General features: G+C 72.7%; 26 protein-coding genes. 15 read left to right on the top strand and 11 right to left on the bottom strand.

Annotated elements, in window-relative coordinates; genetic code table 11:
• Positions 1–109: 109 nt before the first annotated feature.
• Positions 110–796, bottom strand: coding sequence for an IclR family transcriptional regulator (locus AB0K35_RS32080; RefSeq protein ID WP_007456408.1), 687 nt, complete (start codon positions 794–796; stop codon positions 110–112).
• 49 nt (positions 797–845) lie between these two features.
• On the opposite strand from AB0K35_RS32080, the gene leuC reads away from it, so the two are divergent.
• The 4 genes from leuC (at position 846) to AB0K35_RS32060 (ending at position 5876) form a co-directional block, all read left to right on the top strand.
• Positions 846–2291: a 3-isopropylmalate dehydratase large subunit gene (gene leuC / locus AB0K35_RS32075; RefSeq protein WP_363890193.1), complete on the top strand. Its 1446-nt coding sequence runs from the start codon at positions 846–848 to the stop codon at positions 2289–2291.
• A gap of 14 nt (positions 2292–2305) precedes the next feature.
• The gene (gene leuD, locus AB0K35_RS32070) at positions 2306–2893 is read left to right on the top strand and encodes a 3-isopropylmalate dehydratase small subunit (protein WP_238671054.1); all 588 of its coding nucleotides are present in this window, start codon (positions 2306–2308) and stop codon (positions 2891–2893) included.
• A gap of 172 nt (positions 2894–3065) precedes the next feature.
• A complete protein-coding gene (locus AB0K35_RS32065) occupies positions 3066–3749 on the top strand; it encodes an HU family DNA-binding protein (RefSeq protein ID WP_357270030.1) in 684 nt (227 codons plus the stop codon).
• A 162-nt stretch (positions 3750–3911) separates the two neighbouring features.
• The gene (locus AB0K35_RS32060; RefSeq protein WP_363890189.1) at positions 3912–5876 is read left to right on the top strand and encodes an endonuclease/exonuclease/phosphatase family protein; all 1965 of its coding nucleotides are present in this window, start codon (positions 3912–3914) and stop codon (positions 5874–5876) included.
• A gap of 29 nt (positions 5877–5905) precedes the next feature.
• Here AB0K35_RS32060 and AB0K35_RS32055 read toward each other — a convergent pair whose 3' ends face one another.
• From AB0K35_RS32055 to cofC, 5 genes are read right to left on the bottom strand one after another with little or no spacing between them, the layout of a single operon-like run.
• The gene (locus AB0K35_RS32055) at positions 5906–6784 is read right to left on the bottom strand and encodes an NUDIX hydrolase (RefSeq protein ID WP_363890186.1); all 879 of its coding nucleotides are present in this window, start codon (positions 6782–6784) and stop codon (positions 5906–5908) included.
• A complete protein-coding gene (locus AB0K35_RS32050; protein WP_363890183.1) occupies positions 6772–8292 on the bottom strand; it encodes a CYTH and CHAD domain-containing protein in 1521 nt (506 codons plus the stop codon). Before AB0K35_RS32050 ends, AB0K35_RS32055 begins: the two co-directional genes overlap by 13 nt.
• A gap of 24 nt (positions 8293–8316) precedes the next feature.
• Entirely contained in the window at positions 8317–10680 is a 2364-nt protein-coding gene (locus AB0K35_RS32045) for an RNA degradosome polyphosphate kinase (protein WP_238671060.1), read from the bottom strand.
• A 54-nt stretch (positions 10681–10734) separates the two neighbouring features.
• Complete coding sequence (locus tag AB0K35_RS32040) at positions 10735–10932, bottom strand: cold-shock protein (RefSeq protein WP_238671061.1); 198 nt, start codon at positions 10930–10932, stop codon at positions 10735–10737.
• A 58-nt stretch (positions 10933–10990) separates the two neighbouring features.
• Positions 10991–11638: a 2-phospho-L-lactate guanylyltransferase gene (gene cofC, locus AB0K35_RS32035; protein WP_238671062.1), complete on the bottom strand. Its 648-nt coding sequence runs from the start codon at positions 11636–11638 to the stop codon at positions 10991–10993.
• Between the two features lie 128 nt (positions 11639–11766).
• On the opposite strand from cofC, the gene AB0K35_RS32030 reads away from it, so the two are divergent.
• The 5 genes from AB0K35_RS32030 (at position 11767) to AB0K35_RS32010 (ending at position 16761) form a co-directional block, all read left to right on the top strand.
• Complete coding sequence (locus tag AB0K35_RS32030) at positions 11767–12504, top strand: lysophospholipid acyltransferase family protein (RefSeq protein WP_238671063.1); 738 nt, start codon at positions 11767–11769, stop codon at positions 12502–12504.
• Between the two features lie 73 nt (positions 12505–12577).
• Complete coding sequence (locus AB0K35_RS32025; protein WP_238671064.1) at positions 12578–13585, top strand: NAD(P)H-dependent glycerol-3-phosphate dehydrogenase; 1008 nt, start codon at positions 12578–12580, stop codon at positions 13583–13585.
• An 8-nt stretch (positions 13586–13593) separates the two neighbouring features.
• Complete coding sequence (locus AB0K35_RS32020) at positions 13594–14712, top strand: cystathionine gamma-lyase (protein WP_363890177.1); 1119 nt, start codon at positions 13594–13596, stop codon at positions 14710–14712.
• A gap of 8 nt (positions 14713–14720) precedes the next feature.
• Positions 14721–15506: a putative protein N(5)-glutamine methyltransferase gene (locus AB0K35_RS32015; protein WP_363890175.1), complete on the top strand. Its 786-nt coding sequence runs from the start codon at positions 14721–14723 to the stop codon at positions 15504–15506.
• A 205-nt stretch (positions 15507–15711) separates the two neighbouring features.
• On the top strand, positions 15712–16761 hold the full coding sequence (locus tag AB0K35_RS32010) for an ROK family protein (protein WP_363890172.1): 1050 nt from the start codon (positions 15712–15714) through the stop codon (positions 16759–16761).
• Positions 16762–16884: 123 nt separating this feature from the next.
• On the opposite strand, the gene AB0K35_RS32005 is transcribed toward AB0K35_RS32010, so the two are convergent.
• On the bottom strand, positions 16885–17085 hold the full coding sequence (locus AB0K35_RS32005; protein WP_112582016.1) for a DUF397 domain-containing protein: 201 nt from the start codon (positions 17083–17085) through the stop codon (positions 16885–16887).
• Positions 17086–17090: 5 nt separating this feature from the next.
• Positions 17091–17936, bottom strand: coding sequence for a helix-turn-helix transcriptional regulator (locus AB0K35_RS32000; protein WP_091393087.1), 846 nt, complete (start codon positions 17934–17936; stop codon positions 17091–17093).
• 278 nt (positions 17937–18214) lie between these two features.
• Between AB0K35_RS32000 and AB0K35_RS31995 the strand changes: the two genes are divergently transcribed.
• Both AB0K35_RS31995 and AB0K35_RS31990 read left to right on the top strand, forming a co-directional pair.
• A complete protein-coding gene (locus AB0K35_RS31995; protein WP_030335309.1) occupies positions 18215–18433 on the top strand; it encodes a hypothetical protein in 219 nt (72 codons plus the stop codon).
• Positions 18434–18628: 195 nt separating this feature from the next.
• On the top strand, positions 18629–19729 hold the full coding sequence (locus AB0K35_RS31990; protein WP_363890169.1) for a D-alanine--D-alanine ligase family protein: 1101 nt from the start codon (positions 18629–18631) through the stop codon (positions 19727–19729).
• Positions 19730–19784: 55 nt separating this feature from the next.
• On the opposite strand, the gene AB0K35_RS31985 is transcribed toward AB0K35_RS31990, so the two are convergent.
• Positions 19785–20477: a DUF3515 family protein gene (locus AB0K35_RS31985; protein WP_238671069.1), complete on the bottom strand. Its 693-nt coding sequence runs from the start codon at positions 20475–20477 to the stop codon at positions 19785–19787.
• Positions 20478–20711, bottom strand: coding sequence for an Lrp/AsnC ligand binding domain-containing protein (locus AB0K35_RS31980; protein ID WP_030335303.1), 234 nt, complete (start codon positions 20709–20711; stop codon positions 20478–20480).
• A gap of 153 nt (positions 20712–20864) precedes the next feature.
• Between AB0K35_RS31980 and AB0K35_RS31975 the strand changes: the two genes are divergently transcribed.
• Complete coding sequence (locus AB0K35_RS31975; RefSeq protein ID WP_238671084.1) at positions 20865–21797, top strand: thiamine-phosphate kinase; 933 nt, start codon at positions 20865–20867, stop codon at positions 21795–21797.
• 29 nt (positions 21798–21826) lie between these two features.
• Entirely contained in the window at positions 21827–22288 is a 462-nt protein-coding gene (locus AB0K35_RS31970) for a GNAT family N-acetyltransferase (RefSeq protein WP_363890165.1), read from the top strand.
• Between the two features lie 186 nt (positions 22289–22474).
• Here the strand turns inward: AB0K35_RS31970 and rpmB are convergent, their stop codons facing one another.
• Complete coding sequence (gene rpmB, locus AB0K35_RS31965; protein WP_011905179.1) at positions 22475–22666, bottom strand: 50S ribosomal protein L28; 192 nt, start codon at positions 22664–22666, stop codon at positions 22475–22477.
• A gap of 287 nt (positions 22667–22953) precedes the next feature.
• On the opposite strand from rpmB, the gene AB0K35_RS31960 reads away from it, so the two are divergent.
• The gene (locus AB0K35_RS31960; protein WP_238671071.1) at positions 22954–24570 is read left to right on the top strand and encodes a DAK2 domain-containing protein; all 1617 of its coding nucleotides are present in this window, start codon (positions 22954–22956) and stop codon (positions 24568–24570) included.
• The gene (gene recG, locus AB0K35_RS31955; protein ID WP_363890162.1) at positions 24567–26816 is read left to right on the top strand and encodes an ATP-dependent DNA helicase RecG; all 2250 of its coding nucleotides are present in this window, start codon (positions 24567–24569) and stop codon (positions 26814–26816) included. The genes AB0K35_RS31960 and recG overlap by 4 nt, the downstream gene beginning before the upstream one ends.
• Positions 26817–26955 lie beyond the last annotated feature (139 nt).

Genomic DNA, 26955 nt, shown 5'->3' with positions numbered 1-26955 from the left:
TCCCGGCGTTGATCATGAAGTTATTGCCATGACACGCCGGAGTGGGTGGCAATAACTTCATGATCAACGGGGAGAGGGTGGGAGGGGGAGGGTGGGGGTTGGGGTGGGGTTAGAGGCCGGATAGGCGTTGGCCGGCTCTTACCACTGCCATGGCGTGGCGTTCGCCGGGGCGGCGGCCCAGGCGTTCGATCGGGCCGGAGATGCTGACCGAGGCGATGACCCGGCCGGTACGGTCGCGGATCGGGGCGGAGACGCTCGCCACACCGGCCTCCCGCTCGGCGACGCTCTGCGCCCAGCCGCGACGGCGTACCTCGGCGAGGGTGCGGCCGGTGAACTTGCTGCGCGGCAGCAGCGGCATCACCGCCTCCGGCGGCTCCCAGGCGAGCAGGATCTGGGCCGCGGAGCCGGCCGTCATCGGCAGCACCGAGCCGACCGGAACGGTGTCCCGTAGACCGCTGGCGCGTTCCGCCGCGGCCACGCAGATCCGCTCGTCGGCGCGGCGCAGATAGAGCTGCGCGCTCTCGCCTGTGGCGTCGCGCAGCGCGGCCAGCAGCGGCTCGGCGGCGGTCAGCAGAACGTCCGGCGCGGCGTTGGCCAACTCGCCCAGGCGGGGGCCGGGCCGCCATCTGCCCTGGGTGTCACGCACCAGCATTCGGTGGATCTCCAGGGCCTGGGCCAGGCGATGTGCCGTGGCCCGGGGCAGCTTCGTGCGTTCGACGAGTTCGGCAAGGCTGGCGCCGTCGACGCAGGCGGCCAGGATGACCACCGCCTTGTCGAGAACGCCGACACCGCTCATACTGTGTCCCACAAGTCGAAACTTACCTCCCAGAATTTAGGATGTCCAGATGGTGGGAGTCACTCCTGAGCCGAGGACCCTGGCCGAGAAGGTCTGGGACGCGCACGTCGTACGGTCCGCCGCCGGTGAGCCGGACCTGCTCTTCATCGACCTGCACCTGCTGCACGAGGTGACCAGCCCGCAGGCCTTCGACGGGCTGCGGCTCGCCGGACGCCGGGTGCGTCGTACCGACCTGACCCTCGCGACCGAGGACCACAACACCCCTACCGGGTACGCCGGCCCGGCGTTCCGCCTCCGCCGTGGTGACCTGCTCACCATCGCGGACCCCACGTCGCGTACGCAGATCGAGACGTTGCGCCGCAACTGCGCCGAGTTCGGGGTGCGACTGCACCCGCTCGGCGACGACAACCAGGGCATCGTGCACGTGATCGGCCCGCAGCTCGGCCTCACCCAGCCGGGTCTGACGATCGTCTGTGGCGATTCGCACACCGCCACCCACGGCGCCTTCGGCGCGCTCGCCTTCGGCATCGGCACCAGCGAGGTGGAGCACGTCCTGGCCACCCAGACGCTGCCGCAGAGCCGGCCGAAGACGATGGCGGTGAACGTCACCGGTCGCCTCGCGCCCGGCGTGACCGCCAAGGACCTGGTGCTCGCGCTGATCACGCAGGTCGGCACCGGTGGAGGTCGCGGGCACATCGTCGAGTACCGCGGCGAGGCGATCCGCGCCCTCTCCATGGAGGGGCGGATGACCATCGCCAACATGTCCATCGAGTGGGGTGCCAAGGCCGGCATGATCGCGCCGGACGAGACCACCTTCGCGTACCTCAAGGGTCGTCCCAACGCGCCGCAGGGCGCGGACTGGGACGCGGCGGTGGCGTGGTGGCGGACGCTGCCCACCGACGAGGGCGCGCGCTTCGACGCCGAGGTGACCCTGGACGCCAGCCAGATCACCCCCTTCGTCACCTGGGGCACCAACCCCGGGCAGGGTGCGCCGCTGAGCGCCCCGGTGCCGGACCCTGAGGAGTTCACCACCGACTCGGAGCGCACGGCCGCCCGCCGGGCCCTGGAGTACATGGACCTGCGCCCCGGCACCCCGCTGCGGGAGCTGCCCATCGACGTCGTCTTCGTGGGGTCCTGCACCAACGGTCGCCTGGAGGACCTGCGGGCCGCCGCTGACGTGCTGCGTGGGCACCGGGTCGCCGACGGCGTCCGGATGCTCGTGGTGCCCGGCTCCGCCGCCGTGCGCGAGGCCGCCGAGGCCGAGGGTCTGGACAAGGTCTTCGCCGACGCCGGGGCCGAGTGGCGGTTCGCCGGCTGCTCCATGTGTCTGGGGATGAACCCCGACACGCTGAAGCCGGGCGAGCGCTCCGCCTCCACCTCGAACCGCAACTTCGAGGGCCGTCAGGGCCGGGGTGGGCGTACCCACCTGGTCTCCCCGCCGGTGGCCGCGGCCACCGCAGTGGCCGGCCGGCTGGCCGCCCCCGCCGACCTGTAGAAGGGACCGACGAGATGGACAAGTTCACCACCCACACCGGCACCGCCGTGCCGCTGCGCCGGTCCAACGTGGACACCGATCAGATCATCCCCGCCGTGTACCTCAAGCGGGTGACCCGGACGGGCTTTGCCGACGGGCTGTTCAGCGCCTGGCGGGAAGATCCGACATTCGTGCTCAACGATGAAAACTATTCCGGGGCGTCGATCCTCATCGCCGGCCCGGAGTTCGGCACCGGCTCATCCCGGGAGCACGCCGTCTGGGCGCTACGGGACTGGGGCTTCCGTGCCGTGGTGGCCCCGCGCTTCGGTGACATCTTCCGCGGCAACGCCCTCAAGGAAGGTCTGTTGCCGGTCGAGTTGGAATTGAAAGCCGTCGAAGAGTTGTGGGACCTGGTCGAGGCGGATCCCACCACTGCGGTGACAGTCGACCTGACCGCCCGCCAGCTCCGGGCGGGGGACGCGAGCTGGTCATTCCCGCTGGACGACTTCAGCCGTTGGCGGCTCCTGGAAGGCCTCGACGACATTGGACTCACCCTCCGCCACGCCGCCGACATCGACTCCTACGAGGCGCGCCGACTGCCGTTCCTGCCCTCCGTGGCATAGCCGTTAGGCCGCTCGCACAGCGGATTTCACCCCCATCGGTCCAACCGGTGGGGGTGAATCCGTTACGACACAAGGGCTTTTTTCTACCGAATGTTTGTGTCCCGGCAGCACAGGGCATACCGTGCGCGCAGAATGGCTCGCGACGAGTCAGTTGCACAATCGGGAGGAAGTCGTGAACAAGGCCGAGCTCATCGAGGCGCTCGCCGTTCGCCTGGGGGACCGGAAGATGGCGACGGCCGCGCTCGACGCGGTCCTCACCGAGGTCCAGGCGGCGGTCACCAAGGGCGAGAAGGTGGCGATCACCGGATTCGGAGCGTTCGAAAAGCGTGTGCGTGGCGCGCGAACAGCGCGCAACCCGCGTACCGGCGAGGCGGTGAAGGTCAAGAAGACGTCAGTCCCGACCTTCCGCCCCGGCGCCGGGTTCAAGGAGATGGTGGCCAGCGGCAAGGTGCCGAAGGCCACGGTGGCGACGAAGAAGACCGCCACCAGCACCGCCACGGCCAAGGCGGCGGGCACCAAGGCGACCGGCACCAAGGCGGCCACCGCCAAGGCGGCGGGCACCAAGGCGACCACTGCCAAGGCGGCCAGCAAGAAGACCGCCCCGGCCAAGGCGAGCAAGACCACCACGGCGACCAAGACGGCCGCCAGCAAGAAGACCGCCCCGGCCAAGGCGAGCAAGACCACCACGGCGACCAAGACGGCTGCCAGCAAGAAGACCACCGCGGCGAAGAAGACCACCGCCGCGACCCGGTCGACCGCGGCGAAGAAGACCACCGCGGCGGCGAGCAAGAGCACGGCGGCCAAGAAGGCGCCGGCGAAGAAGGCTCCGGCCAAGAAGGCGGCCAGCAAGCGCTGACCGACCCGAACCGCAAGGGCGTCCACCAGTGGGTGGGCGCCCTTGCGGCGTACCGGGACGGCTCTTCGGCGTACGGGGACCGTTGACCGGGTTGGCTCGCTCGCGCAGAATCGCCGTGCCGGCCACCCCTGGGCCGGCCCGTCGACGGGAAATGGGGCGCCGGTGCGCTACCGCCAGCTCACCACCGGAACGCTCGCGCTGGGCGTGCTCCTCCTCATCGACGTGCTGCGGGTCTGGCTGCCCGGCATCATCACCATCTTCGGTCAGGCGGCGTCCACCCCGGCCGAGCTGATGGGGGCGTTCGCCCTCGGCTGGTTCGTGCTCGCGATGGGCGCACCCGCAGTGGTCCGCCGAGTCGGAGCCCGCCCGGTCACTGTCGTCGCCGCCGTCGCGCTCGCCGTCGCACGGCTAGCGCTCACCGCCGGTCCCGGCGGGCGTACGCAGCTCTGGTTGGCCACCGCCGGGTTGCTCGCCGGGCTGGTCTGGCTGGTCGGCGTCGCCGCCGACACCGACCGCCCGGTCCCGGGGCTGGCGTTGGGGTTCGCTGTCAACGCGGCGGTGCACGCGGTTCTGGACACCGTCGACCTGGTCTGGCGGGGTGACTGGGTGGCCTGGCTGCTCAGCGCCGTCGCGGTGGTGGTGTTCCTGGCCGGCACGGCGCAACCCGGCCAGCGCGGCGGTGCGGGGGACGCCGTCACTGACGCCGCTGCCGGCCCTGTCGGCCCCGCTGACGCCGCTGCCGGCCCTGGTGGTGGCCGAGCCTGGCTGCTGGCCGGGCCGGCGCTGCTGCTGGCCGGAATGGTGGCGCTCTCCCCGGCGCTGGCCCGAACCGGGATGTCGTACCTGGTCGCCGGGGACGGGGTGGCTCGTTCGCCGCTGTTCGGCCTGGCGCCGGTGCCGGTGGCGGTCGCCGGGTTCCTGTGCGCCGCGTTGACCCGGCCGCCCAGTGGGTGGGGCCGGGCGTACGGCCCGCTGGCGCTGCTCGGCGGCGCGGTGCTGTTCGCCCTCGACCGGGGCGACCTGCTCCTGCCGGCGATCCTCCTCGCCGCTGTCGGCCTCGGCGCCTGCCTCGCCCTGACCGACGACACGAATCAGCCTGCGAACGACACCGCGAGCGCCGACACCGCTGGTGGCGCCAGCGCCTCCCGGCGGGGGTACGCGGTCGCCGCCGGGATGTTCGTCTTCGCGCTCGGTGCTGTCGGCTACTACTCGGCCTACGACCTCGGCTACCCCAACGCGGCGGTGCCGGTGGTGGTGGCAGTGCTGATCGCCGCGGTGGCGTTCACCGCCCGGCCCGTCGTCCACCGGCTTCCCGGGCCGTTTCCGCCGCTCCGGGCCGCCGCCGCTGTCACCGCGCTGGCGGTGCTGGCACCGGTGCTCGCCGACGAGGTGCCGGTGGCCAGCAACCGCGACGGCCCACCGCAACGGTTGACGGTGGTGGCGTACAACATCCGGATGGGGTTCGGGCTGGACGGCCGGTTCGACCTGACCGGCCTCGCCCAGGTCGTCGAGAGGCAACGGCCCGACGTGGTGCTGCTCAGCGAGGTGGACCGGGCGTGGCTGCTCAACGGCGGGCACGACACCCTGGACCTGCTGGCCGACCGGCTCGCCATGCCGTACGTCTTCGGGCCGGCCGCCGACCCGGTCTGGGGTGACGCGGTCCTCAGCCGTTGGCCGGTACGCGATCCGCGGACCCTTCCGCTGGCCGCCGTCGGCGCGCCCACCGGAGCGCAGGCCCTCGCCGTCACGCTGGATCTCGGCGACGGTGTCAGTACCGCAGTGGTCAGCACCCACCTGCAACCGCCGCCCGGCAAGGGCCCGGTGGTCCAGGCCCGCGCGGTCGCCGACTTCGCCACCCGGTACGCCGCCGGTCGGCCGTTGGTGGTGGCGGGTGACCTGAACACCGAGCCGGGGGACGAGGCGTTCGCCCAGTTCACCAAGGCCGGCCTGGTCGACGCGTTGGCTGCCGCCCGACCACTGGCGACCAGCCCGGCGGACGACCCGCGCCAGCAGATCGACCACATCTTCGTCTCGCCCGGCCTGACTCCCGGCGATCCGGTCGCGCCGCGCAGCACCGCCAGCGATCATCTGCCGGTCGCTGTGACAGTGACCCTGCCGCCCCGCTGACCAGGCCGGGCCCGTACGAACGCGGTGCCCTACAGCCGGTCGGCGGCGAGCAGCCGGTCGGCGGCGAAGGCGAGCAGCCAGCCGCCGCCCTTCGGGGTGGTGAAGTCCTCATCGGTGCGGCCGGTCAGCCGCTCCAGGGCGCCCGGCAGGACCTTGCCCTGGCTGCACACCGCCGACTGCCCACCGGCGCTGGCCAGCTCCAGCACTCGGGCGGCGGTGGCCAGGATCTGCTCGTCGCTCTGCTGGCCGGGTTGTGGCTCGTCCAGGTCGCCGCAGACCTCGATCGGCAGGTCGAGCAACGCGGCGGCCGGGTCGAGTGTCTGCACGCACCGTCGCGGTGACGCCGACACCAGTCGGGCCGGTCGGATCAGGGCGATCAGCTCGGCCAGCCTGCTCGCCTGGGCCCACCCCTCGGCGTCCAGGGGCCGCCCGACGTCCGGGCCGGACCAGGTGGCCCGCTTACCGGCGTGCGCGTGCCGGACCAGCGCGACAGTCGCCGTGACCGACTCCAGCGCGGCGAACGCCGCCAACACCTCGGCGTCGTGCGGGTAGCTGACCAACCGGATCGCGTCGTCCACCGCGAGCCAGCGGATGTCGTCCACCTCGGTGTCCGGTTGGAAACCGCCGCTGGCCACCGCGAGCATCGACCAGTAGTCGACCAGCTTGGGTTGCCCCTCGCTGCGGTACCGCACCGACGGCAGCCGCACCTGCGGCACACCCCGCACGTCGGCCTCCTCGGCCACCTCACGGACCGCCGCGGCCAGCGCGTGCTCGCCCGGCTCCAGCTTGCCCTTCGGCAGCGTCCAGTCGCCGTAGCGGGGGCGGTGCACCACGCAGACGTGTACGCCGTCGTCGGTCGGCCGCCAGGGCACCCCGCCGGCCGCCCGGATGCCCGTCACGGCAGCCAACTGGTACGCCGTCGCCGGGTGGCCCGGTGCCAGGCGGCCGGGAGGAGACCCCGCATCCGGCGTACCGACAGACGTTCCCGCTCGGCCAGCCGCCCGGCGGTGACGGCCAGCTCGTGGTCGTCCGGTCGCTCGGCGGCGATTTCCAACCAGGTGTCCGCCGCCACCGCCGCGTCCTGGTGCTCGCCGAGCACGTCCTGCACGCCGGCGAGTGCGCGGGACAGCCGTCGTGCGCCAGTGCCGACCGTCGGGGCCACCGCGTTGACCGCGTACCGGGTCTGCTTGGCCTCCTTGCGGACGGCGTGCCAGCGGTCGTCCGGCGACTGCGCGTCGAGCCCACCGACGCCGTCCGGCCCGGCCAACAGTCGCCAGGGGCGGGCCACCAGCGCGGGTAGCGCCTGCCCGGCGGGCGCTGCGGCCCGGCGGGTGAACCGGGGCGCGCGGGCGGCCAGCACCAGGGAGTCCACCAGGGCCAGGTAGCGCGCGGAACGCAGCATCTCGTCGATGGCGGTGAGCGCCCGCCGCTGCCGTTCGGCGAGCACCTCGTCGAGGCGGTCCACCGCGCCCCGGTCGAGCGGGCTCAGCGGATCGGCGTCGGCGGTACGGCGCAGCCGCGCGCGCAGCACCTCGGCGTCGCGGGCCGCGCCGAGCACGTCGGCCAACCAGCGCAGCTCGGTGCGTAGCGGGCGGGACCAGGTCTTTCGCAGCAACGGTTTGAAGGTGCGCAGATCACTGCGCAGACGTCGGCAGGCCACCCGCATCTGATGCACCGCGGTGTCGCCACCGGCGGCGGGGGCGCGCAGCCGGACCAGCGGGTCGTGCGCCAACAGCCGGCGGATCTCCTTGCGGAGCGCCTCGGTCACCACGTCACCGGCGCTCGGCTCGGCGGTCAGCCCGGCCGGCGCGACCAGGTCCGGATCGGCCTGCGCCGTCTCGCCCAGCGCCCGTACGTGCTTGGGCGTGAACGACCCGCCCCGGGCGCCAGCCTCGCGCAGCACCCCGCCGACCCGGTCGAGCAGCTTCCGGTCGCCGGCCTTCAGCTCCACCTCCACCTCGCGGAACGTGTCGGTGGTGCTGCCGGTGTCGTCGAGCACCGTCACCCGGTCGTCCACCACCTCGGCGAGGACGGCGCCGGCCCGGTCACACACCTCGTACGCGTGCCGCACCGTCCGCACCACCGTCACCGGGGCCAGCGGCGCACCCCGGTGCAGGACGGTGACCAGCTCCACCAGTTCCGGAGGCGGCTGCCCCTTCGGCCCGGCACGGGAGATCTCGTGCCGGACGCCAGGCGTCCCGGTCGGTAGTTTCACAGTCCAGGGCAACTCGTCGCCCCGGCGGTGGCGCAGCGAGGCACCGGCCCGGGCCAGCCGCAGGTCGACAGTGTCGAGGTAGCGGGCGACAAGCGTCACCGGTGGCAGTGCCCGGACCCGACCGCCGGCCGGGGCCGTGCCGGTCAGGTCCGGCAGCACGTAGGCGTCGTCCACCTCGTACTTCTGCTCCTCCTCGACCATCAGCTCAGCCTATGCGCTGCGCGGTCAGCTGGCCGTGCCACCGACGCGGCGCAGCAGCAGTTCCTGGAGATGGGCTCGGGCGGCGTTGTCACCGCCGGTACGCCGGGTCCAGGTCCCGTCGCCGGCCAGCTCGAACGCGTCCACTTCGGGGCTCATCGCGGCGGTGAGCACATGGTCCAACTCGGCGCGGGCGATCGGGTCGCTCACCTGCACCAGCGCCTCCACCCGCCGGTCCAGGTTGCGGTGCATGAGGTCGGCCGAGCCCATCCAGAACTCGGCCTCACCGTTGTTGCCGAACCGGAAGACCCGGGAGTGTTCCAGGAACCGGCCGAGGATCGAACGGACCCTGATGTTCTCCGACAGCCCCGGGACCCCCGGGCGCAGCGTGCACATGCCCCGGATGAGCAGGTCGACGTGGACGCCGGCCTGGGAGGCGCGGTACAGCGCGTCGGTCACCCCCTCGTCGACCAGAGAGTTGACCTTGAACTGGACCAGGCCGGGCATGCCCAGGCGGACGTGCGAGATCTCCCGCTCGATCCGCTCGATGAGGCCGCTGCGGATGCCCTGCGGGGCGACCAGCAACCGCCGGTACGCGGTCTGCCGGCTGTACCCGGTGAGCACGTTGAACAGGTCGGTGAGGTCGGCGCCGATCTCCGGGTCGGCGGTGAGCATGCCGAAGTCCTCGTACAGTCGGGCCGTCTTCGGGTGGTAGTTGCCGGTGCCGATGTGGCAGTAGCGACGGATCTGGTTGCCTTCCTGCCGGACCACCAGCGCGGTCTTGCAGTGCGTCTTCAAGCCGACCAGGCCGTACACCACGTGGCAGCCGGCGCGTTCCAGCGTGCGGGCCCAGCCGATGTTGGCCACCTCGTCGAAGCGGGCCTTCACCTCGACCAGCACCACCACCTGCTTGCCGGCGGCGGCCGCGTCGACGAGCGCGTCGACGATCGGGGAGTCGCCGCTGGTCCGGTAGAGGGTCTGCTTGATGGCCAGCACGTTCGGGTCGGCGGCGGCCTGCTCGATGAAGCGCTGCACGCTGGTCGCGAACGAGTGGTACGGGTGGTGCACCAGGATATCCCCGTCGCGCAGTGTGGAGAAGACGCTGCGCGGCACCTCGCCCTCGGCGAGGCGGGGATGGGTGGCCGGCACGAACGGCGGGTCCTTCAGGTCCGGCCGGTCCGCCTCGCCGTAGACCTGCCACAGCGCGGACAGGTCGAGCAGGCCGGGCACCCGCAGTACGTCCTGGTCGTCCATGTCCAGCTCGCGGACGAGCAGCTCCAACATGTGGTCGGAGATGGACGCGGCGACCTCCAGGCGGACCGGGGGACCGAACCGCCGTCGGGCCAGCTCCCGTTCCAGGGCCTGGAGCAGATCCTCGTCGCGGTCCTCGTCGACCTCCACCTCGGCGTTGCGGGTGACCCGGAACAGGTGGCACTCGACCACCTGCATGCCACTGAACAGCTGCCCCAGGTGCACCGAGATCAGGTCCTCCACCGGCAACATCCGGACGCCCGGCTGGTCACGGTCCACCCGGACGAAGCGGGGGACGTTGTTGGGCACCTTCACCCGGGCGAACAGCTCCGAACCGCCGTCCGGGTCACGAACCGCCACCGCCAGGTTCAGCGACCGCCCCGAGATGTACGGGAACGGGTGCGCCGGGTCCACCGCGAGCGGGGTCAGCACCGGAAAGATGTGCTCCCGGAAGTAGGTGCGCAGCCGCTCCCGCTCGCCGTCGCCCAGCTCGCCCCAGCGCAGGATGCGGATGCCCTCGTCGCCCAGCTTGGGCAGCACGTCGTCGACGAAGCAGGCGGCGTGCCGGGCACCCAGCGCGGCGGTCCGCTCCGCGATCAGCTCCAACTGCGTACGCAGGGGCAGCCGGTCCCCGCCGCGCACCGGCAGGCCGGCGGAGAGCCGCCGCTTCAGCCCGGCGATGCGCACCATGTAGAACTCGTCGAGGTTGCTGGCGAAGATGGCCAGGAACTTGGCCCGCTCCAGCAGCGGGGTGCGCTGGTCCTCGGCCAGGGTGAGCACCCGGGCGTTGAAGTCGAGCCAGGAGAGCTCCCGGTTGAGGAACCGGTCCTCGGGCAGCGGCGGGGCCGCCGGAGGCTCGTCGTCGTCCTCCGGCGCGGCACCTGTCGGCAGGTCGTCGGGCAGGACCTGGTGGACGTCACCGGCGGCCGGGCCGTCCGCTGCGATCTTCGGAGCGGGGTCGATGACCTCGTCCAGCCCGGAGGAGGCGGCACCGGGATCGTCGGCGAGCGTGTCGGCGCGGGCGGCACCGGCACGTTCAGCGCGAGACGGGCGGAACCGCCCATCGGTGCCGCGCGTACGGGAGCCGTTGCGGAGGTCGGTGGCGGGCGGGTGGGCCGGTTGCTCGCGAGGGGTGCTCACCCGCTCATAATCACCCGATTACGGTAAACGCAAAATGAACTTGGGCTCGCCAGGTCAGATCATCGTCGGCAATGTCACCCGGACAACCTCGCCGTCGGGATCGATGTCGATGCGAACCCGCTGCCCGAGGCGGAGGAGCCGCAGCCCGGAGGCGTCGAAGGCCCGCGCGGGGAAACGCATCTCGGTGCCGTCGTCGAGCAGCAGGACACCGCTGCGCGTCGCCGCGTCGTAGCTGGCCACAGTGCCCTGCATGCTGGCACCGTACACCCGGTGGTTCACCCGGTGGCGCGGGCTCAGCCCACCGGGCGGCTCAGCCTGCGGCGCGGGCGGGGCGACCGGCGGCCACCAGCGCGGCAGTGCGCGGCCCCAGCCCGAGTCGGGCGGCGGCGACCAGGTCCGCTGCGGTGTCCACGTCCCGGCGCAGGCTGGGCCAGTCGCCCTCCAGCGGCTGTGCACCGCTCGCCGCGTGCGCTACCGCCGAGCCCACCCCGAAACGCGGATCCAGCGGCACACCGGGCCCGGCGGTGAGCAGCACCGTGCCCCCGCCGGGCGCGTCCGGCAGGAACCGGCGTACCCCGGGTCGACTGTTCTGCGCCGCGAGCAGCGCACCGGCCAACTCGGCCGGGCGCAGCGCCGGCAGGTCCGCGGTGATCCCGGCCACCCACCCGCCGACGGCGCTGGCCGCCCCGTGCCGGAACGCGGCGTTCAGGCCGGCGTCCGGCTCGTCCGGCAGCACCCGCGCGCCGTCGGCCCGCGCCGCCGCCGCCACCCGGGCGTCGTCGGTCACCACCAGGGCCTCGGCGACCGCCGGGCAGGCCAGCACCGCGCGGAGCGTGTCGGACGCCAGGGCCAGCGCCAACTCCTCATGCGGTACGCCGGGCAGCGCGCCCCGCAGCCGGCTCTTCGCCACGGCCAGCCGCTTCACCGGCACCACCACGGCCCACCTCGGCTGAGTCACGTCCGCAATCCTGCCAGCCGGACGGCGGGCCCCTCGCTGGCCGTACCGGGGGCGAGCAGGCATGATTTCCGCTGCGGGCGTCGCGGGCGGGATTTCGCGGCGGGGTCGGGGCGCGAAGAGGAGGCACAGTGGCACGGCGGAGGCTGGGGTTCTGGCAACGGTTCGCCGTGGGGCTGGTGAAGCCGGTGATGACCGTCTGGACCCGGCGTACCTGGCGTGGTCAGGAGCATCTCCATGGCGACGGCGGCATGATCATCGTGGCGAACCACATCTCCCACGCCGACCCGCTGGTGTCCGCGCACTTCATCTACGACTCCGGGCGCTGGCCGCAGTACCTGGGCAAGGCCAGCGTGTTCCGGGTGCCGGTGGTCGGCTGGATCCTGCACCGGTGTCTGCAGATCCCGGTCGAGCGGGGCAGCGTGGACGCCGTCCGCTCGCTGGACGCACTGGTCGCCGCGCTCGACGAGGGCGGCGCGGTGGTGATCTACCCTGAGGGCACCACCACGCGACAGCCGGAGCTCTGGCCGATGAAGGCCAAGACCGGTGCGGCCCGGCTGGCCCTGGCCACCGGCGCCCCGGTCGTACCGGTGGTGATGTGGGGGCCGGAACGGATCTTCGACCCGCGGACGACCCGTGTCAGCCTGCGCCCCCGGATCCCGGTGACCGTTGCCGCCGGGGAGCCGATCGACCTGAGCCGGTGGGCGGACGCCCAGCCGACAAGGGCCACCCTCGAGGAGATGACGGACACCATCATGTTGCGGCTGCGGGACATGCTCGCCGAGATCCGTGGCGGTACCCCGCCGCCACTGTGGGAGCGACCGGCCCAATCCTCCGGCGGCCGCGAGCAGCGGGACAACGCGGCATGAGCGAGCGGAGCGAGCGAATCATCCGGCTCAGCGGTGCCGTTCAGGCCGCCGCGAAGCGAAGCGGAGCGGTGGCATGAGCGGTCACGTCGCGGTGCTCGGTGCCGGTTCCTGGGGCACCGCATTCGCCAAGATCCTCGCGGACGCGGGGCGGGACGTGACGGTGTGGGCCCGCCGGGCGCCGGTCGCCGAGAGCATCCGGACCGAGCGCCGTAATCCGGAGTACCTGCCCGACCTGCTGCTCCCGGCCCGCGTCACCGCCACCGCCGACGCCGCCGAGGCGATCACCGGCGCCGAGGTCGTGGTGTTGGCCGTGCCGTCGCAGACCCTGCGCGGCAACCTCGCCGAATGGGCCGGGCACCTGCACCCGGATTCCACACTGGTGTCGCTGATGAAGGGCATCGAGCTGGGCACCACCAAGCGGATGAGCGAGGTCATCGTGGAGACCGCCGGGGTCGCCGCGGACCGGGTGGTCGTCGTGTCCGGCCCGAACCTGGCCCCGGAGATCGCCGCCGAGCAGCCCGCCGCGACAGTGGTCGCCGCGACGAACAGCGCCCGCGCCACACTCGTCCAGTCGTCGATCCGGACGCCGTACCTGCGCCCCTACACGAACGACGACGTGATCGGCTGTGAGCTGGGCGGGGCGGTCAAGAACGTGATCGCCCTGTCGTACGGCATCGCCACCGCGATGGGTTTCGGCGACAACACCCGGGCCATGCTGATGACCCGTGGGCTGGCCGAGACGGCAAGACTGGGCGTGGCGCTCGGCGCGGACCCGATCACCTTCGCCGGCCTCGCCGGCATGGGCGACCTGGTCGCGTCCTGCTCGTCCCCGCTGGCCCGCAACCGCACCTTCGGCGAGCATCTGGGCCGGGGCGAGACGTTGGAGCAGGCCCAGACCGCCACCCGGCAGACCGCCGAGGGTGTGAAGAGCTGCCTGGCGATCCGCGACCTGGCCCGGGCGCACGGCGTGGAAATGCCGATCACCGAGCACGTCGAGCGGATCTGCCACGAGGGCATGGACCCGCGCCTCGCGGTGGAGACCCTGATGAGCCGTACCGCCAAACCCGAGTCGTACGAGTGAGGAACCCGATGAGCGAGTGGGGAGACGGCACCCGCTGCGTACGTGCTGGCCTGCCCGAGCCGGCACCGGGGGACCCGTTCCTGCCGGGGCCGGTCTTCGCCGCGCCGTACCACCTCGACCCGTTTGAGGGACAGGGCGCGTCACCGAACGGCTACGGTCGCCCCGACAACCCGACCCGTCGGCTGCTGGAGGCGGCGGTGGGCGAGTTGGAGGGCGGTGACTGCCGGGTCTTCGCGACCGGTCAGGCGGCCATCACCGGCCTGCTGCTCACCCTGCTGCGGCCGGGGGACACCGTGGTGCTCCCCACCGACGGATACTTCCCGGTCCGGGCGTTCGCCACCGGTGTGCTGGAGACGATCGGTGTCCGGGTGCTGTTCGCGCCGACCGTCGGGCCGTACCCGTCGTTCGAGGGCGTCCGGCTGGTGCTGGTGGAGACGCCCGCCAACCCGGGCCTCGACGTGGTCGACGTGGCGGCCCTGGCCGAGCGGGCGCACGCCGCCGGCGCGCTGCTCGCCGTGGACAACACCACTGCCACCCCGCTCGGTCAGCGTCCGTTGGATCTCGGTGCCGACCTGGTGGTCGCCTCCGGGACGAAGGCGCTCACCGGTCACTCCGACCTGCTGCTGGGTTACCTGGCCAGCCGGTCCGCCGAGCTGATCGACGCGGTGACGACCTGGCGTACCACCACCGGGGCGGTTCCGGGCGCGTTCGACGCCTGGCTGGCCCACCGGTCACTGGCCACTCTCGACCTGCGGCTGGCGCGGCAGAGCGCGAACGCCGCCGCCGTCGTCGACCTGCTCGCCGGCCGCTCGGACGTGACCGGCCTGCGGTGGCCGGGGCGGCCGGACGACCCGGCGTACCCGGTCGCCTCGGCGCAGATGCGCCGGATACCGGGGGTGCTCTCGTTCGACCTGGGCGACGCCGACCGGGTGGGCCGATTCGTCGAGGCCGCCCGGCTGGTCGCGGCGGCGACCTCCTTCGGTGGCCTGCACACCACCGCTGACCGGCGGGCGCAGTGGGGCGACGACACCACTCCGGGCTTCGTCCGGCTCTCCTGCGGCGCGGAGGACACCGCGGACCTGGTGGCCGACATCGCCGCCGCGTTGGGTGCGGCGGGATCGGTCTGACGGCTCCCATGGCGCTCCCTTCCCCCGCCGACCGGGCCGCCCTGGTGGGTCGGTTGCGGGCCGCCGGTTGCGTCTACGCCGAGGACGAGGCCGAGCTGCTGCTGGCCGCCGCGCGCAGCCCGGCGGCGTTGGCCGAGCTGACCGACCGCCGGGTGGCCGGCGAGCCGTTGGAGTACCTGCTCGGCTGGGCGGAGTTCTGCGGCCTGCGGATAGCCGTCGACGAGGGCGTCTTCGTGCCCCGGGCCCGGACCGCCCTGCTGGTCGAGGTGGCGGCCGAACTGACCGGCGCGGCGCCGGCCGTGGTCGACCTGTGCTGCGGCTCCGGGGCCACCACTGTCGCGCTGGCGCACCGGCTAGCGCCCCGCTGGCTGGCTGCCGCCGACATCGATCCGGCGGCCGTGGCGTGTGCGCGCCGCAACGTCGTCGGGTTGGACGCCGAGGTGTACGAGGGCGACCTCTTCGCGCCGCTGCCCCGGCAGTGGCGGGGTCGGCTGGACCTGGTGGTCGCCAACGCCCCGTACGTGCCGACCGACGCTGTCGCGCTGATGCCACCGGAGGCGCGGCTGCACGAGGCCCCGGTGGCGCTCGACGGCGGCCCGGACGGGCTCTCCGTGTTGCGTCGGGTCGGTGCCGACGCCGCCGGATGGCTGACCCCCGGCGGTCACCTTGTGGTCGAAGCCGGCACCACCCAGGTCGACACGCTCTGCAACGCGTTCAGCGCGGCCGGCCTGGTACCGACAGTGCGCCACGACGAAGACCTGGACGCCACAGCGGTGTTCGCCCGCCGCCCCTGACCCGAGTCGATCATGGAGTTATGGTGCCCGGTAAGTGCCATAACGAGAAATTCATCCCCCACCACAACTCCTTGATCGACTGTGGCGGGCTGCCGAGCGGTTTGGTGCACGGCCGGCTGAGGGTGCTCGGGCCGCCCGGGCATGGCGGGGGAGGGGGGTTGGCACTAGCCTCGGCTCACACTCATGACGGCGGGAGGCGGTTTCGGTGGGCAGCGCAGGGGTGCCGGTTGTCGTCGGGCTGGACAACGGCGGCACCAGCAACAACGCCACAGTGCTGACGGTGGACGGCCGCTTCCTGGTGGACGGGCTGTTGGAGATCCCCAGCGAGGTGCGGGCCGGGCCGAAGGCGGCGATCGAGGCGTTGGCCCAGGCGCTGGACCGGGCCCTGGCACAGACCGGAGTGCCGCGCGACCTGGTCCAGGCGGTCGGGCTGGACACTCCCGGCCCGGCCAGCGCCGAGGGCGTCATCTCGTCGCGGGGCTCCACCAACTTCTCCCAGCCGGCCTGGCGCGGCTTCGACGTCCGAGGGGCGCTGGAGCGACGGCTCGGACTGCCGGTGGTCTATCACAACGACGGCAACGCGGCCGCGCTCTACGCCCACCACGTCTACTTCGGCGCCGACGCGATGAACCGTTCGTCGGTGTCCGCGATCGTCGGCACCGGCCTGGGTGGCGGTGTGGTCGAGAGCGGTCGGGTGATCGCCGGCGCGGCCGGGATGGCGGGAGAGTTGGGCCACGTGCACATCCCGCTGAACGGGTTGCTCGGCCCGGGTCAGCAGGAGCCCACCTGCGCCTGCGGCTTCACCGGAGATGTCGAGAGCGTCGCCTCGCTGACCGGCATCGAACGCAATCTGCTGCCGTACTGGCTGACCCGGTACCCCGACCACCCGCTCGCGGCCGAGCCGGTGGCCCGGGCGGCCAAGCTGGTCCGGGGGTACGGCGAGCGCGAGGACGCCCTAGCGCGGGACCTCTTCACCCAGCAGGCGATGGCGTTGGGGCGGCTGTTCACAGTCGCCGCGAACTTCACCGACCCGCACGCGTACTTCGTCGGCGGCGGAGTGGTGGAGGCGGCACCGGAGTTCCGCGACTGGTTCCTGGCCACGGTCCGTGAGCACACGGTGCTCCGCGAGGAGCAGGCCGCGGTGGCCACCTTCGCCCTGGTGCCGGATCGGGACATGGCCGGTGCCCGAGGCGTCGCCATCGCCGCGTTGGAGACCCTCCGCGCCGCTCCGGAGTCCCGACCGCTGGTTGCCTGAGCCGGTGCGGGCGTTGTTCCGGAGTCCCGCCCGCTGTCGGCGCGGGCGTTGTTACGGAGCGCCCTGCCCGCTGGTTGCCTGAGCCGGTGCGGGCCTCGGCCCGCACCGGCTCGGCACCTTTGGTCAGCGCTGCGGTGGCGCCTGGGCGAAGGCGGCCCAGGCCGCTGTTGGGAACAGCAGGGCCGGGCCGGCCGGGTCCTTGGAGTCGCGCACGGCAACGAGCCGCGGGATCGCGGCCACCTCCACGCAGGCGCCTTCGTCGCCGCTGCGGCTGCTCTTGCGCCACCGCGCCGCGGCCAAGGCCGCTGTGATCATCGGGGTCATCGGTCCTACCGTCCCTTCAGGACTGACAGGAGCATCTCGCGGCTGTCCGCCGGGCTGAGCGCCACGCTTCGGAGATGCTCCATGATCTTGGTGCAGGTACGCGTCTCGCCGGCGCGGTCGAGGATCATCTGCCCCGCAACGGTCTCCACCGACGCGATGATCGGGTCCTCCGGGTCGGCGAACTCGAGGATGTGCAGGGAACCCCGGGTGCCCCGGTGGTAGCCGGCGGAGAGCGGGATCACCTGGACGCTGATGTTCGGCAACTCGGCCATCTTGACCAGGTGCCGTAGTTGCCCGTTCATCACCGACTGGTCACCAACCGGCCGTAGCAGCGCGCCCTCGTCGATGATCGCGTCGAGGATGGGCGGCTGGTCGGCGGTGAGCCGCTGTTGTCGGTCGAGCCGGATCTTGACCCGCTGCTCCACCAGGTCGTCGCCGAGGGTGTGCGGCCCGCCGCGCATCACACCACGGATGTAGTCCGCGGTCTGCAACAGGCCGGGCACCACCGAGGGCTCGAAGTTGGCGATGGCTGTCGCCTCGGCCTCCAGCGCGATGAAGTCGATGGTGCGCGGATCCAGCAGGTAGGAGTACGACACCCACCAGCCGGGCTTGCGGGCGTCCTTGGCGAGCTGCACCGCCGCAGCCACCTCCTCGGCACTCACCCCGTACGACGTGAGCAGGGCGCGCACGGTGGCCGGGCTGATCAGGGTCTGGGCGTTCTCGTAGCGGGAGAGGGTGCTGCGGGTGCTGTTGATCTCATCCGCCGCGGTCTCCAGCGTCAGCCCGGCGGCTTCCCGGTGGTGGCGCAGGGCGATGCCGAGCCGGCGGGCGCGGGCGGTCTTCGGAGCCATGCATCGATGGTCGCATACATTTGCGGGAACGTCTGCATGAGAGAACGTCGATGGGAGTTGCATTCACGCCTATACACGTGTCAATCTGTTATCGCGTCCTCACCGCCGGTTGTCGTGGCGACGGTGGTGGTGAGCGACCGGAGGGGATGGGGCGCGCGGCGATCGGGTTTCTCCCCCGTACCCGATCGTCGCGTGCCGCCCCTCCATCCCGGCCTGCCGGAAGGAGACGACGTGCGAACCCGCCCGGAGCCCCCCGCCGTACCCTCGGGCGGAGTGCGATGACCCGCTTCCTCGTGGTGCTCACCGACGTGCGTCCCGTCGAGGGCGTCAACCGCAACGAGCGGGTGGCGCCGGAGCGGCGCCGGCAGGTCGTCGGCGCCAGCAGCCGGGAGGCCGCCGACCGCATCGCCGGCGCGTTCATGGCGCTGGGCATGGTGCGGGCCGGCCGGCAGCGGGTGAAGGTGATCGCTGTCGGCCGCCGGCACTCCCGGGACTGAGCAGCCCCAGGTCAGCGCTCTGCGGCACCGCTACCGTCCGATTACACACCGTATATCCTCTCCTGACTGTTTGCCGTGTCGTGCCGTGGCTCGCCGGGTATCGCCTCGCCTCGCGGCCACGCACAGTAAGGTCAACCGGGTGAGCGCCACCGGCGAGCACGACCAGCCGCAGTCGCGTACGAAGAGGTGACCGGAGTGACCACCCCAGGCAAGACCCGCGTGGCGATCGTCTTCGGCGGCCGCAGCCCGGAGCACGGCATCTCCTGCGTCAGCGCCGGCAGCGTGTTCGGCGCACTCGACCCGGACGAGTTCGAGGTGGTGCCTGTGGGCATCACCCGGGCCGGCCAGTGGGTGCTGACCAACGGAGACCCTGCCCAGCTCGCGATCAACGCCCGTCAGCTGCCGGAGATCACCGCCGAGTCGGGTGACGACATCGTGCTGCGCGCCGACCCCACCGGCAACGGACTGATGGTGCTCGACCCGACCGAGGGCCCCCGGGCGCTGGCCGACGTGGACGTGGTCTTCCCGGTGCTGCACGGCACCTACGGCGAGGACGGCACCATCCAGGGAATGCTGGAGATGGCCGGCATCCCCTACGTCGGGGCGAACGTGTTCGCCTCCGCGGCCGCGATGGACAAGGAGTTCACCAAGAAGCTCTGTGCCGTCGAGGGCATCCCGGTCGGCACGTACGCCGTGCTGCGCAACGGCATGACGCTCACCGAGCAGGACAAGGAGCGCCTCGGCCTGCCGGTCTTCGTCAAGCCGTCCCGGGCCGGGTCGTCGTTCGGCGTCAGCAAGGTCACCGACTGGGCCGAGTTGGACGCGGCGGTCGCCGCCGCCCGGCAGTTCGACCCGAAGGTCATCATCGAGGCCGCGATCGTCGGCCGCGAGATCGAGTGCGGTGTTCTGGAGGGCGAGGCCGGCGGCACGCCCGAGGCGTCAGTGCTGGCCGAGGTGCGGGTCGTCGCCGACCACGACTTCTACGACTTCGAGGCGAAGTACCTCGACGACTCCTGCGAGTACGACATCCCGGCCAACCTGCCGGAGAAGGTGACCCGCCAGGTGCAGGAGTACGCGGTCCGCGCGTTCACCGCACTGGACTGCGCCGGTCTGGCCCGGGCGGACTTCTTCGTCACTCCCGAGCTGGACGTCTACCTCAACGAGATCAACACGATGCCCGGCTTCACCCCGACGTCGATGTTCCCGCGGATGTGGGCGGCCTCCGGCCTGGAGTACCCGAAGCTGGTCAACCGGCTGATCCGTACCGCCCAGCGGCGCGGCGTCGGCCTGCACTGAACCGTCCGAACCCCGCCCGCGCCGGTCAGTCGGCGCGGGCGGAGTCGGTTCGGGTTCAGCGCTGGCAGCCGGACGGAATCGCGCCGCCGGAGGGCACGCTCGCCACGATCGTGCTGGAGATCGTCGGCAACCACTGCAATGGCTGCTCGTACGAGCGCGGGACGCGCACGGTGATCAGCGTCTCCCGGTCGACAGTGGAGAGGACCGCCGCGTCGGCCTGCTCGGCCAGGTGCCAGCAGACCCGGTTGACCGTCCAGACCTCGTCGGTGCTGGGGAAGGCAGGCTCGGTGCCGCCGCAGGCCACTGTGAGCGCGGGGTCGCCGTAGGCGGCGTTCTGCTCCGGGCCGGCGGTGACCGGCCGCTGGGCCAGGTCGCGGATGCTGGCCGGAAGCTGGGAGAGCAGGGCCCGGCAGACAGTTGCCGGGCGGGTGGCCAGCGCCGGGGCGGCCATCTCCACCGGGGTGGTGGACTGCACCCGGGCGGTGGTCGCGGAGGGCGTCGGCGCGGCGGCCGGCGCGTCCGGGCTGAGCTTGCTGAAGGCCAGCACGGCCACCAGCAGCGTGATCGGCAGCGCGATCAACGTGGCCAGCAGGGCCGCGCCACGCATGGTCCGATCGCGGCCGGCCGGCGCGGCGGCGGCGGGATCGGTCGACTCGCGGTTACCGTCAGCCGGCTCGGACGGCCCGTCGGCCGCGTCGCGCGCCCCGTCGTCGTCCAGCGCCGAGGAGGAGGTCGTCATCTCGTCCACTTACAGCCGCACCACCGAACACGTGAGGGTGCGGGTGATGCCGGGCACCATCTGCACCTTGCTGACGATGAGTTTGCCGAGCTCGTCGACGGTGTTCGCCTCGGTGAGGACGACCACGTCGTACGGCCCGGTGACGGCGTCGACGCGTACCACGCCGGAGATGTCCGCGATGAGACCCGCCACGTCACGTGCGCGGCCTACCTCGGTCTGGATGAGGATGTACGCCTGTACCACGACTCGACCTCCGTCCGTCGCCGCCCGGGAGCGGCCCGAAGGGTGAAACTACCTTACGGACCAGGTCTGATCCCTATCGGTGGTCAAGGAGCAGCGGTGAGCGAGCACGGCGGAGCCGGGCGGCACGGGCGGAACGCCCACGGTGGCGTCGGGATGTCCGGGATCGGGGAGTTCGGGCTGATCGGGAAGATCACCGCCCGGCTGTCGTACGGGCCGACGACCCTGCTCGGCCCGGGCGACGACGCGGCGGTGGTGGCCGCGCCGGACGGTCGGGTGGCGGCCTCCACCGATGTGCTGGTCGACGGGCGGCACTTCCGACGGGACTGGTCCTCGGCCCGCGACGTCGGGCACCGGGCGGCAGCCGCCAACCTGGCGGACATCGCGGCGATGGGTGCCACGCCGACCGCCCTGCTTGTCGCTCTCTGCATGCCGGCGGACCTGGACACCGCCTGGGCGGAGGAGCTGGCCGACGGGCTCTCCGCGGAAGCGGCGACGGTCGGCGCGAGCGTCGTCGGCGGGGACATGTCGGCCAGTCCCACACTGACCGTCGCGGTCACCGCGCTGGGCGACCTGGCGGGCCGTCCGCCCGTGCTGCGCTCGGGCGCCCGACCGGGGGACGTGCTCGCGCTGGCCGGGCGCACCGGGTACGCGGCAGCCGGGCTGACCGTGCTGACCCGGGGCTTCCGGACGCCTCGGCTGTTGGTCGAGGCGTACCGGCGGCCGCAGGTTCCCTACCAGGCCGGCCCGCAAGCCGCCCAGCTCGGCGCCACCTCCATGATCGACGTGTCGGACGGGCTCCTCGCCGACCTCGGGCATGTCTCGGCGGCCAGCGGGGTGGCTGTCGACGTCCGCCGCGACGGGTTCGAGGTGCCCCGGCAGATGGCCGACGCGGCGCAGGCGCTCGGCGTCGACCCGTACACCTGGATCCTCGCCGGTGGCGACGATCACGCGCTGGCCGCGACCTTCCCCCCGGCGGTGGTGCTGCCATCGGGCTGGCGGCCGATCGGTCTGGTCACCGACGGTGCCGGCGTGACGGTCGACGGCGTCGCCTACGACGGCCCGACCGGCTGGGACCACTTCCGGTGAGGCCCGCGAGCGGCCGTACCCTGGATACCGTGAGTGAGATCGAGATCCGGGTGGTGCGGTTCGACGCACCGGTGGCGCAGCACCTGATCCGTGCCGCACTGGCCGACCTCGGTGCCCGTTACGGCGGCACCGGCGACGACACCCCCGTGGACGCCGCCGAGTTCGAGCCGCCCGATGGCGCGTTCCTGGTGGCCTACCTGGGCGGCGAGCCGGTCGGCTGCGGTGGCTGGCGCAGCCACGGGGCGGAAACCGCGGAGCTGAAGCGGATGTACACGGCGCCGAAGGCACGGGGGCGGGGCGTGGCCCGCGCGGTGCTGGCGGCCGTCGAGCGCTCCGCCCGTGAGCACTGCCGCAAGCGAGTGGTCCTGGAATGCGGCGACAAGCAGCCCGAGGCGATCGCCATGTACGGCTCCGCCGGGTACGAGCGGATCCCCAACTTCGGCTTCTACAAGGACGCGGAGGGCTGCGTCTCCTTCGGTCGCACCCTCTGACCCGCGGGCCAGCCCTCGGCGGGCCCGGCCTGGCCGGTGTGCCGGGTCACTGGCGGCCCGACCGGACCGGCTGCTGGATCAGGCCCTGGCGGGCCTGGCCCGCGGCGTCTGCCCGGGGACACGACAGAGCCGGCGGACCCTCGGGGCCCGCCGGCTGAGCCGAACGAAAAGGTGGGTGCTACCGCGTCAGGCGCGGGTGACCTTGCCGGCCTTGATGCACGAGGTGCAGACCTTCAACTTCTTGGTGTTGCCGCCACCGGCCGGGGTACGCACCGACTGGATGTTCGGGTTCCAGCGGCGGTTGGTCCGCCGGTGCGAGTGGGACACGTTGTGGCCGAAGCCCGGTCCCTTGCCACAGACGTCGCACACGCTAGCCACGGGATACTCCTGGGATTGAAACGTTCATGAGGTCGCCGGCAGGTGCTGCCCGGGCAACCTGGTCAGGTTACCCGATGACTCGCCGACCCGGCCAACCGGCCTGGTCCAGCGTTCGCCCGTGCCCCGGCTCACGCCTGGTCGTGGGCCCGTCCGCCCTGCGGTGGGCCGGCCCGGCGGCAAGGGTACCGGAGGCGCTCGTCCCGGTTGCGGCCAGCGCCGGCCCGGGCCGGCGAGGACACGCCGGACGAGTCCGACGGGTGTCGGTGCGCGCCAGTAGGCTTCTGCCCGTGCTGGACACCCTCGACGCCGCCGCGGTCCGCCGCTGGTGCGCGAGCGGGCTGGCCGCACTGAAGCGCCACCAGGGCGAGATCGACCAGCTCAACGTCTATCCGGTGCCCGACGGCGACACCGGCACCAACCTGGTGCTCACCCTCACCTCGGCGCAGCAGGCCCTCGCCATGGATCTGGACACTCTCCCCGACAGCGGGCCGACGGCGCACGGGCACGCGCTGCGGCTGATGGCCCAGGGCGCGCTGCTCGGCGCGCGGGGCAATTCCGGGGTGATCCTCTCGCAGATCCTGCGTGGTTTCGCCGACCAGGTCGCCGGGGCACCGGCGGTGCGTGGCCGGGAGCTGGCCGCCGCGCTGCGCTCCGGCACCGCCGCCGCGTACACCGCTGTCTCCCGGCCGGTCGAGGGCACGGTGCTCACCGTTGTCGCGGCGGCCGCCGCCGCAGCCGAGGGCGCGGACAGCGACGACCTGCCGACGGTGGCCGGCGTCGCGGCCCGGGCGGCGGCCGAGGCGCTCGCCCGCACCCCGGAACAGCTACCGGCGCTGGCCCGCGCGGGTGTGGTCGACGCCGGCGGCAGAGGGCTCTGCGTGCTGCTCGACGCCCTGGTCGAGGTGCTGACCGGGGAGCCCACTGCCCGGCCCGCACCGACGCCGCGCTCCGCCGCCCGCCCGGCGGCCACCGTCGCCCGCGAGACCGGTTCGGAGGAATACGCGTACGAGGTGCAGTTCCTGCTCGACGCCCGAGCCGAGGCGGTCGCCGGGTTGCGGCGGGCGCTCGACGCCCTGGGAGATTCGCTTGTCGTCGTCGGCGACGGGCGTGAGCCGGAAGGCACCTGGAACGTGCACGTGCACGTCAACGACGTGGGCGCGGCGGTGGAGGCCGGTGTCGCCGCCGGCCGCCCGTACCGCATCTCGGTCACCCGTTTCGCCGACCAGTCGGAGTCGCCCTCCGGCCCGGTGGTGGCCGGCCGGGCCGCGGTGGTGGTGGCCACCGGCGGCGGCATCGCCGACCTGTTCGCCGCGGAGGGCGCCACAGTCGTGCCGGGCAACCCGTCCACCGGCGAGTTGCTGGACGCCGTCCGCAGCACCGGCGCGGCCCGTGTGGTGGTGCTGCCCAACGACGCCAACACCGAGGCGGTGGCGAGCGCCGCCGCCCGGGAGGCCCATCGGTACGGCATCAAGGTGAGCGTGGTGCCGACCCGCTCGCCGGTGCAGGCCCTCGCAGCCCTCGCGGTCCGTGACGGTGACCGTCGTTTCGAGGACGACGTCATCGCGATGGCCGAGGCGGCTGGCGCCTGCCGTTACGCCGAGGTCTGCCATGCCAGCCGGGAGGCGCTGACAGTGGCCGGCCAGTGCCGTCCCGGTGACGTGCTGGCGCTGGTGGAGGGGGAGGTGCACCTGATCGGCACCGACCTCACCGACACCTGCGCCGCAGTGGTCGACCGGATGCTCGGTGGTGGTGGCGAGATGGTCACCCTGCTGGCCGGGGTGGACGCTCCGGCCGGGCTCACCGACGCCGTCCGCGCGCACGTCGCGCGACGCTGGCCGTTCGTCGAGGTGCACGCGTACCCGGGCGGCCAGCCGTTTTATCCGCTCCTGGTAGGGATCGAATGAGCGAACCAGCCACTGTGGACACTCCGCTGAAGAAGCTGGTCGGGGACAAGACAGCCAAGGCGCTGGCCTCGCACCTCGACCTGCACACCGCAGGTGACCTGGTCTACCACTTCCCGCGTCGCTACGACGAACGTGGCGAACACACCGACATCCGCTCACTGGACGTCGGTGAGCAGGTCACGGTGTTGGCCCAGGTGCAGCGCACCGCGGTGCGCCCGATGCGGCAGCGGCGGGGCAACCTGCTGGAGGTGACAGTCGGCGACGGCTCCGGCGGGGTGCTGACGTTGACCTTCTTCGGCAACCAGGCGTGGCGCGAGCGCGAGCTGCGCCCCGGCCGGTGGGGTCTGTTCGCCGGCAAGGTCACCGAGTTCCGGGGCAAACGGCAGCTCAACGGCCCGGAGTACGTCCTGCTCGGCGAGGGTGGCGACGGCGAGGCGGCGGTCAGCGACGACATCGAGGAGTTCGCCGGGGCGCTGATCCCCGTCTACCCGGCGGCGGCGGCCGTGCCGACCTGGGTGATCGCGCGCTGCGTGCGCGTCGTACTGGACACGTTCACCCCACCGGACGATCCACTGCCGAGCGCCGTGCGGGCCAGCCGCAAGCTGGTCGGGCTGGGCGTCGCGCTGACCGAGATCCACCGGCCGTCCAGCAAGGAGGCGCTGCACCAGGCGCGGCGGCGCCTCAAGTGGGACGAGGCGTTCGCCGTCCAGGTGACCCTGGTGCAGCGCAAGCACCGGGCGGCCGACTGGCCGGCCCGGCCCCGCCCGGCGCGCCCGGGCGGGCTGTTGGAGGCATTCGACGCCCGACTCCCGTACGAGCTGACTGCCGGTCAACGTGAGGTGGGTGTGGAGATTGCGGCGGACCTGGCCGCCCCGCATCCCATGCACCGTTTGTTGCAGGGCGAGGTGGGCTCGGGCAAGACGGTGGTGGCGTTGCGGGCGATGCTCCAGGTGGTCGACGCGGGCGGGCAGGCCGCGCTGCTGGCGCCCACCGAGGTGCTGGCCGCCCAGCACCACCGCGGCATGCTCGACCTGCTCGGTCCGCTCGGGCGGGCCGGTGAGCTGGGCTCCGTGGAGCACGCCACCCGGGTCGAGCTGGTCACCGGCTCGCTGGGCGCGGCGGCCCGCCGGCGGGCGCTCGGTGAGGTGGCCAGCGGTGCCGCCGGCATCGTGCTCGGCACCCATGCCCTGCTCTACGAGGGGGTCGACTTCGCCGATCTCGGCCTGGTGGTGGTCGACGAGCAGCACCGCTTCGGCGTGGAGCAGCGCGACGCCCTGCGCGCCAAGGCCGATCAGCCACCGCACGTGCTGGTGATGACGGCCACCCCGATCCCGCGCACCGTGGCGATGACCGTCTACGGCGACCTGGAGGTCTCCACGCTCTCCCAGCTGCCCCGGGGGCGGTCGCCGATCGCCTCGCACGTGGTGCCGGCCGCCGAGAAGCCCGCCTACCTGGATCGGGCCTGGCGTCGGCTGCGCGAGGAGGTGGCGGCCGGCCACCAGGCGTACGTGGTGTGCCCGCGAATCGGGGATTCGAGGTCCGGGGCCGGAGCGGCCAACGCGAAGGCGCCGGACTTCGAACACGGGCCGACCAGCGACGAGGAGCCGCCACCCGACGACGACAACGGCCGTCGGCCACCGCTGGCGGTGACCGACGTGGCCCCGCTGCTGGCCGAGGGCCCGCTGAACGGCCTGCGGATCGGGGTGCTGCACGGTCGCCTGCCGGCCGACGAGAAGGACGCGGTGATGCGTTCCTTCGCGGCTGGTGACCTGGACGTGCTGGTGGCGACGACAGTGGTCGAGGTTGGCGTGGACGTACCGAACGCCACAGTGATGATCGTGCTGGACGCCGACCGGTTCGGCGTCTCCCAGCTGCACCAGTTGCGGGGCCGCGTCGGCCGGGGTGCCGCCGCCGGGCTCTGCCTGTTGGTCAGCGAGGCGGCCGAGGGTTCGTCGGCGCGGGAACGGTTGGACGCGGTGGCGTCCACGGGCGACGGTTTCAAGCTCGCCGAACTGGATCTGGAGCAACGCCGCGAGGGCGACGTGCTGGGTGCCACCCAGTCCGGGCGCCGCTCGCACCTGCGGTTGCTGTCCCTGCGACGCGACGCCGACCTGATCCGCGACGCCCGCGCCGAGGCGATCACCCTGATCGAGGACGACCCGGAGCTGGCTCGCAGCCCGGCACTGGCCGCCTCGGTGGCCGCCCTGGTGGACGAGGACCGCGCGGAGTACCTGGAGAAGGGCTGACCACACGCCCGGCCGCCGGCCGCCTCGCCGTTGATCCACTCGGCTTTCATGAAACCGTGGTGTCCCGCCGACGCGGATACCCCGGTTTCCGTGACGTCGAGTCGATCACCCAGGCCAGCACGTGGCTGAGGGCGCGCCG

Origin of the sequence: Micromonospora sp. NPDC053740 (assembly GCF_040677775.1) — a bacterium.
In the GTDB taxonomy this organism is placed as follows: Bacteria; Actinomycetota; Actinomycetes; order Mycobacteriales; family Micromonosporaceae; genus Micromonospora; species Micromonospora alfalfae.
The sequence above is the reverse complement of the archived record's forward strand: the minus strand, read 5'-3'. Positions and strand labels throughout refer to the sequence as shown.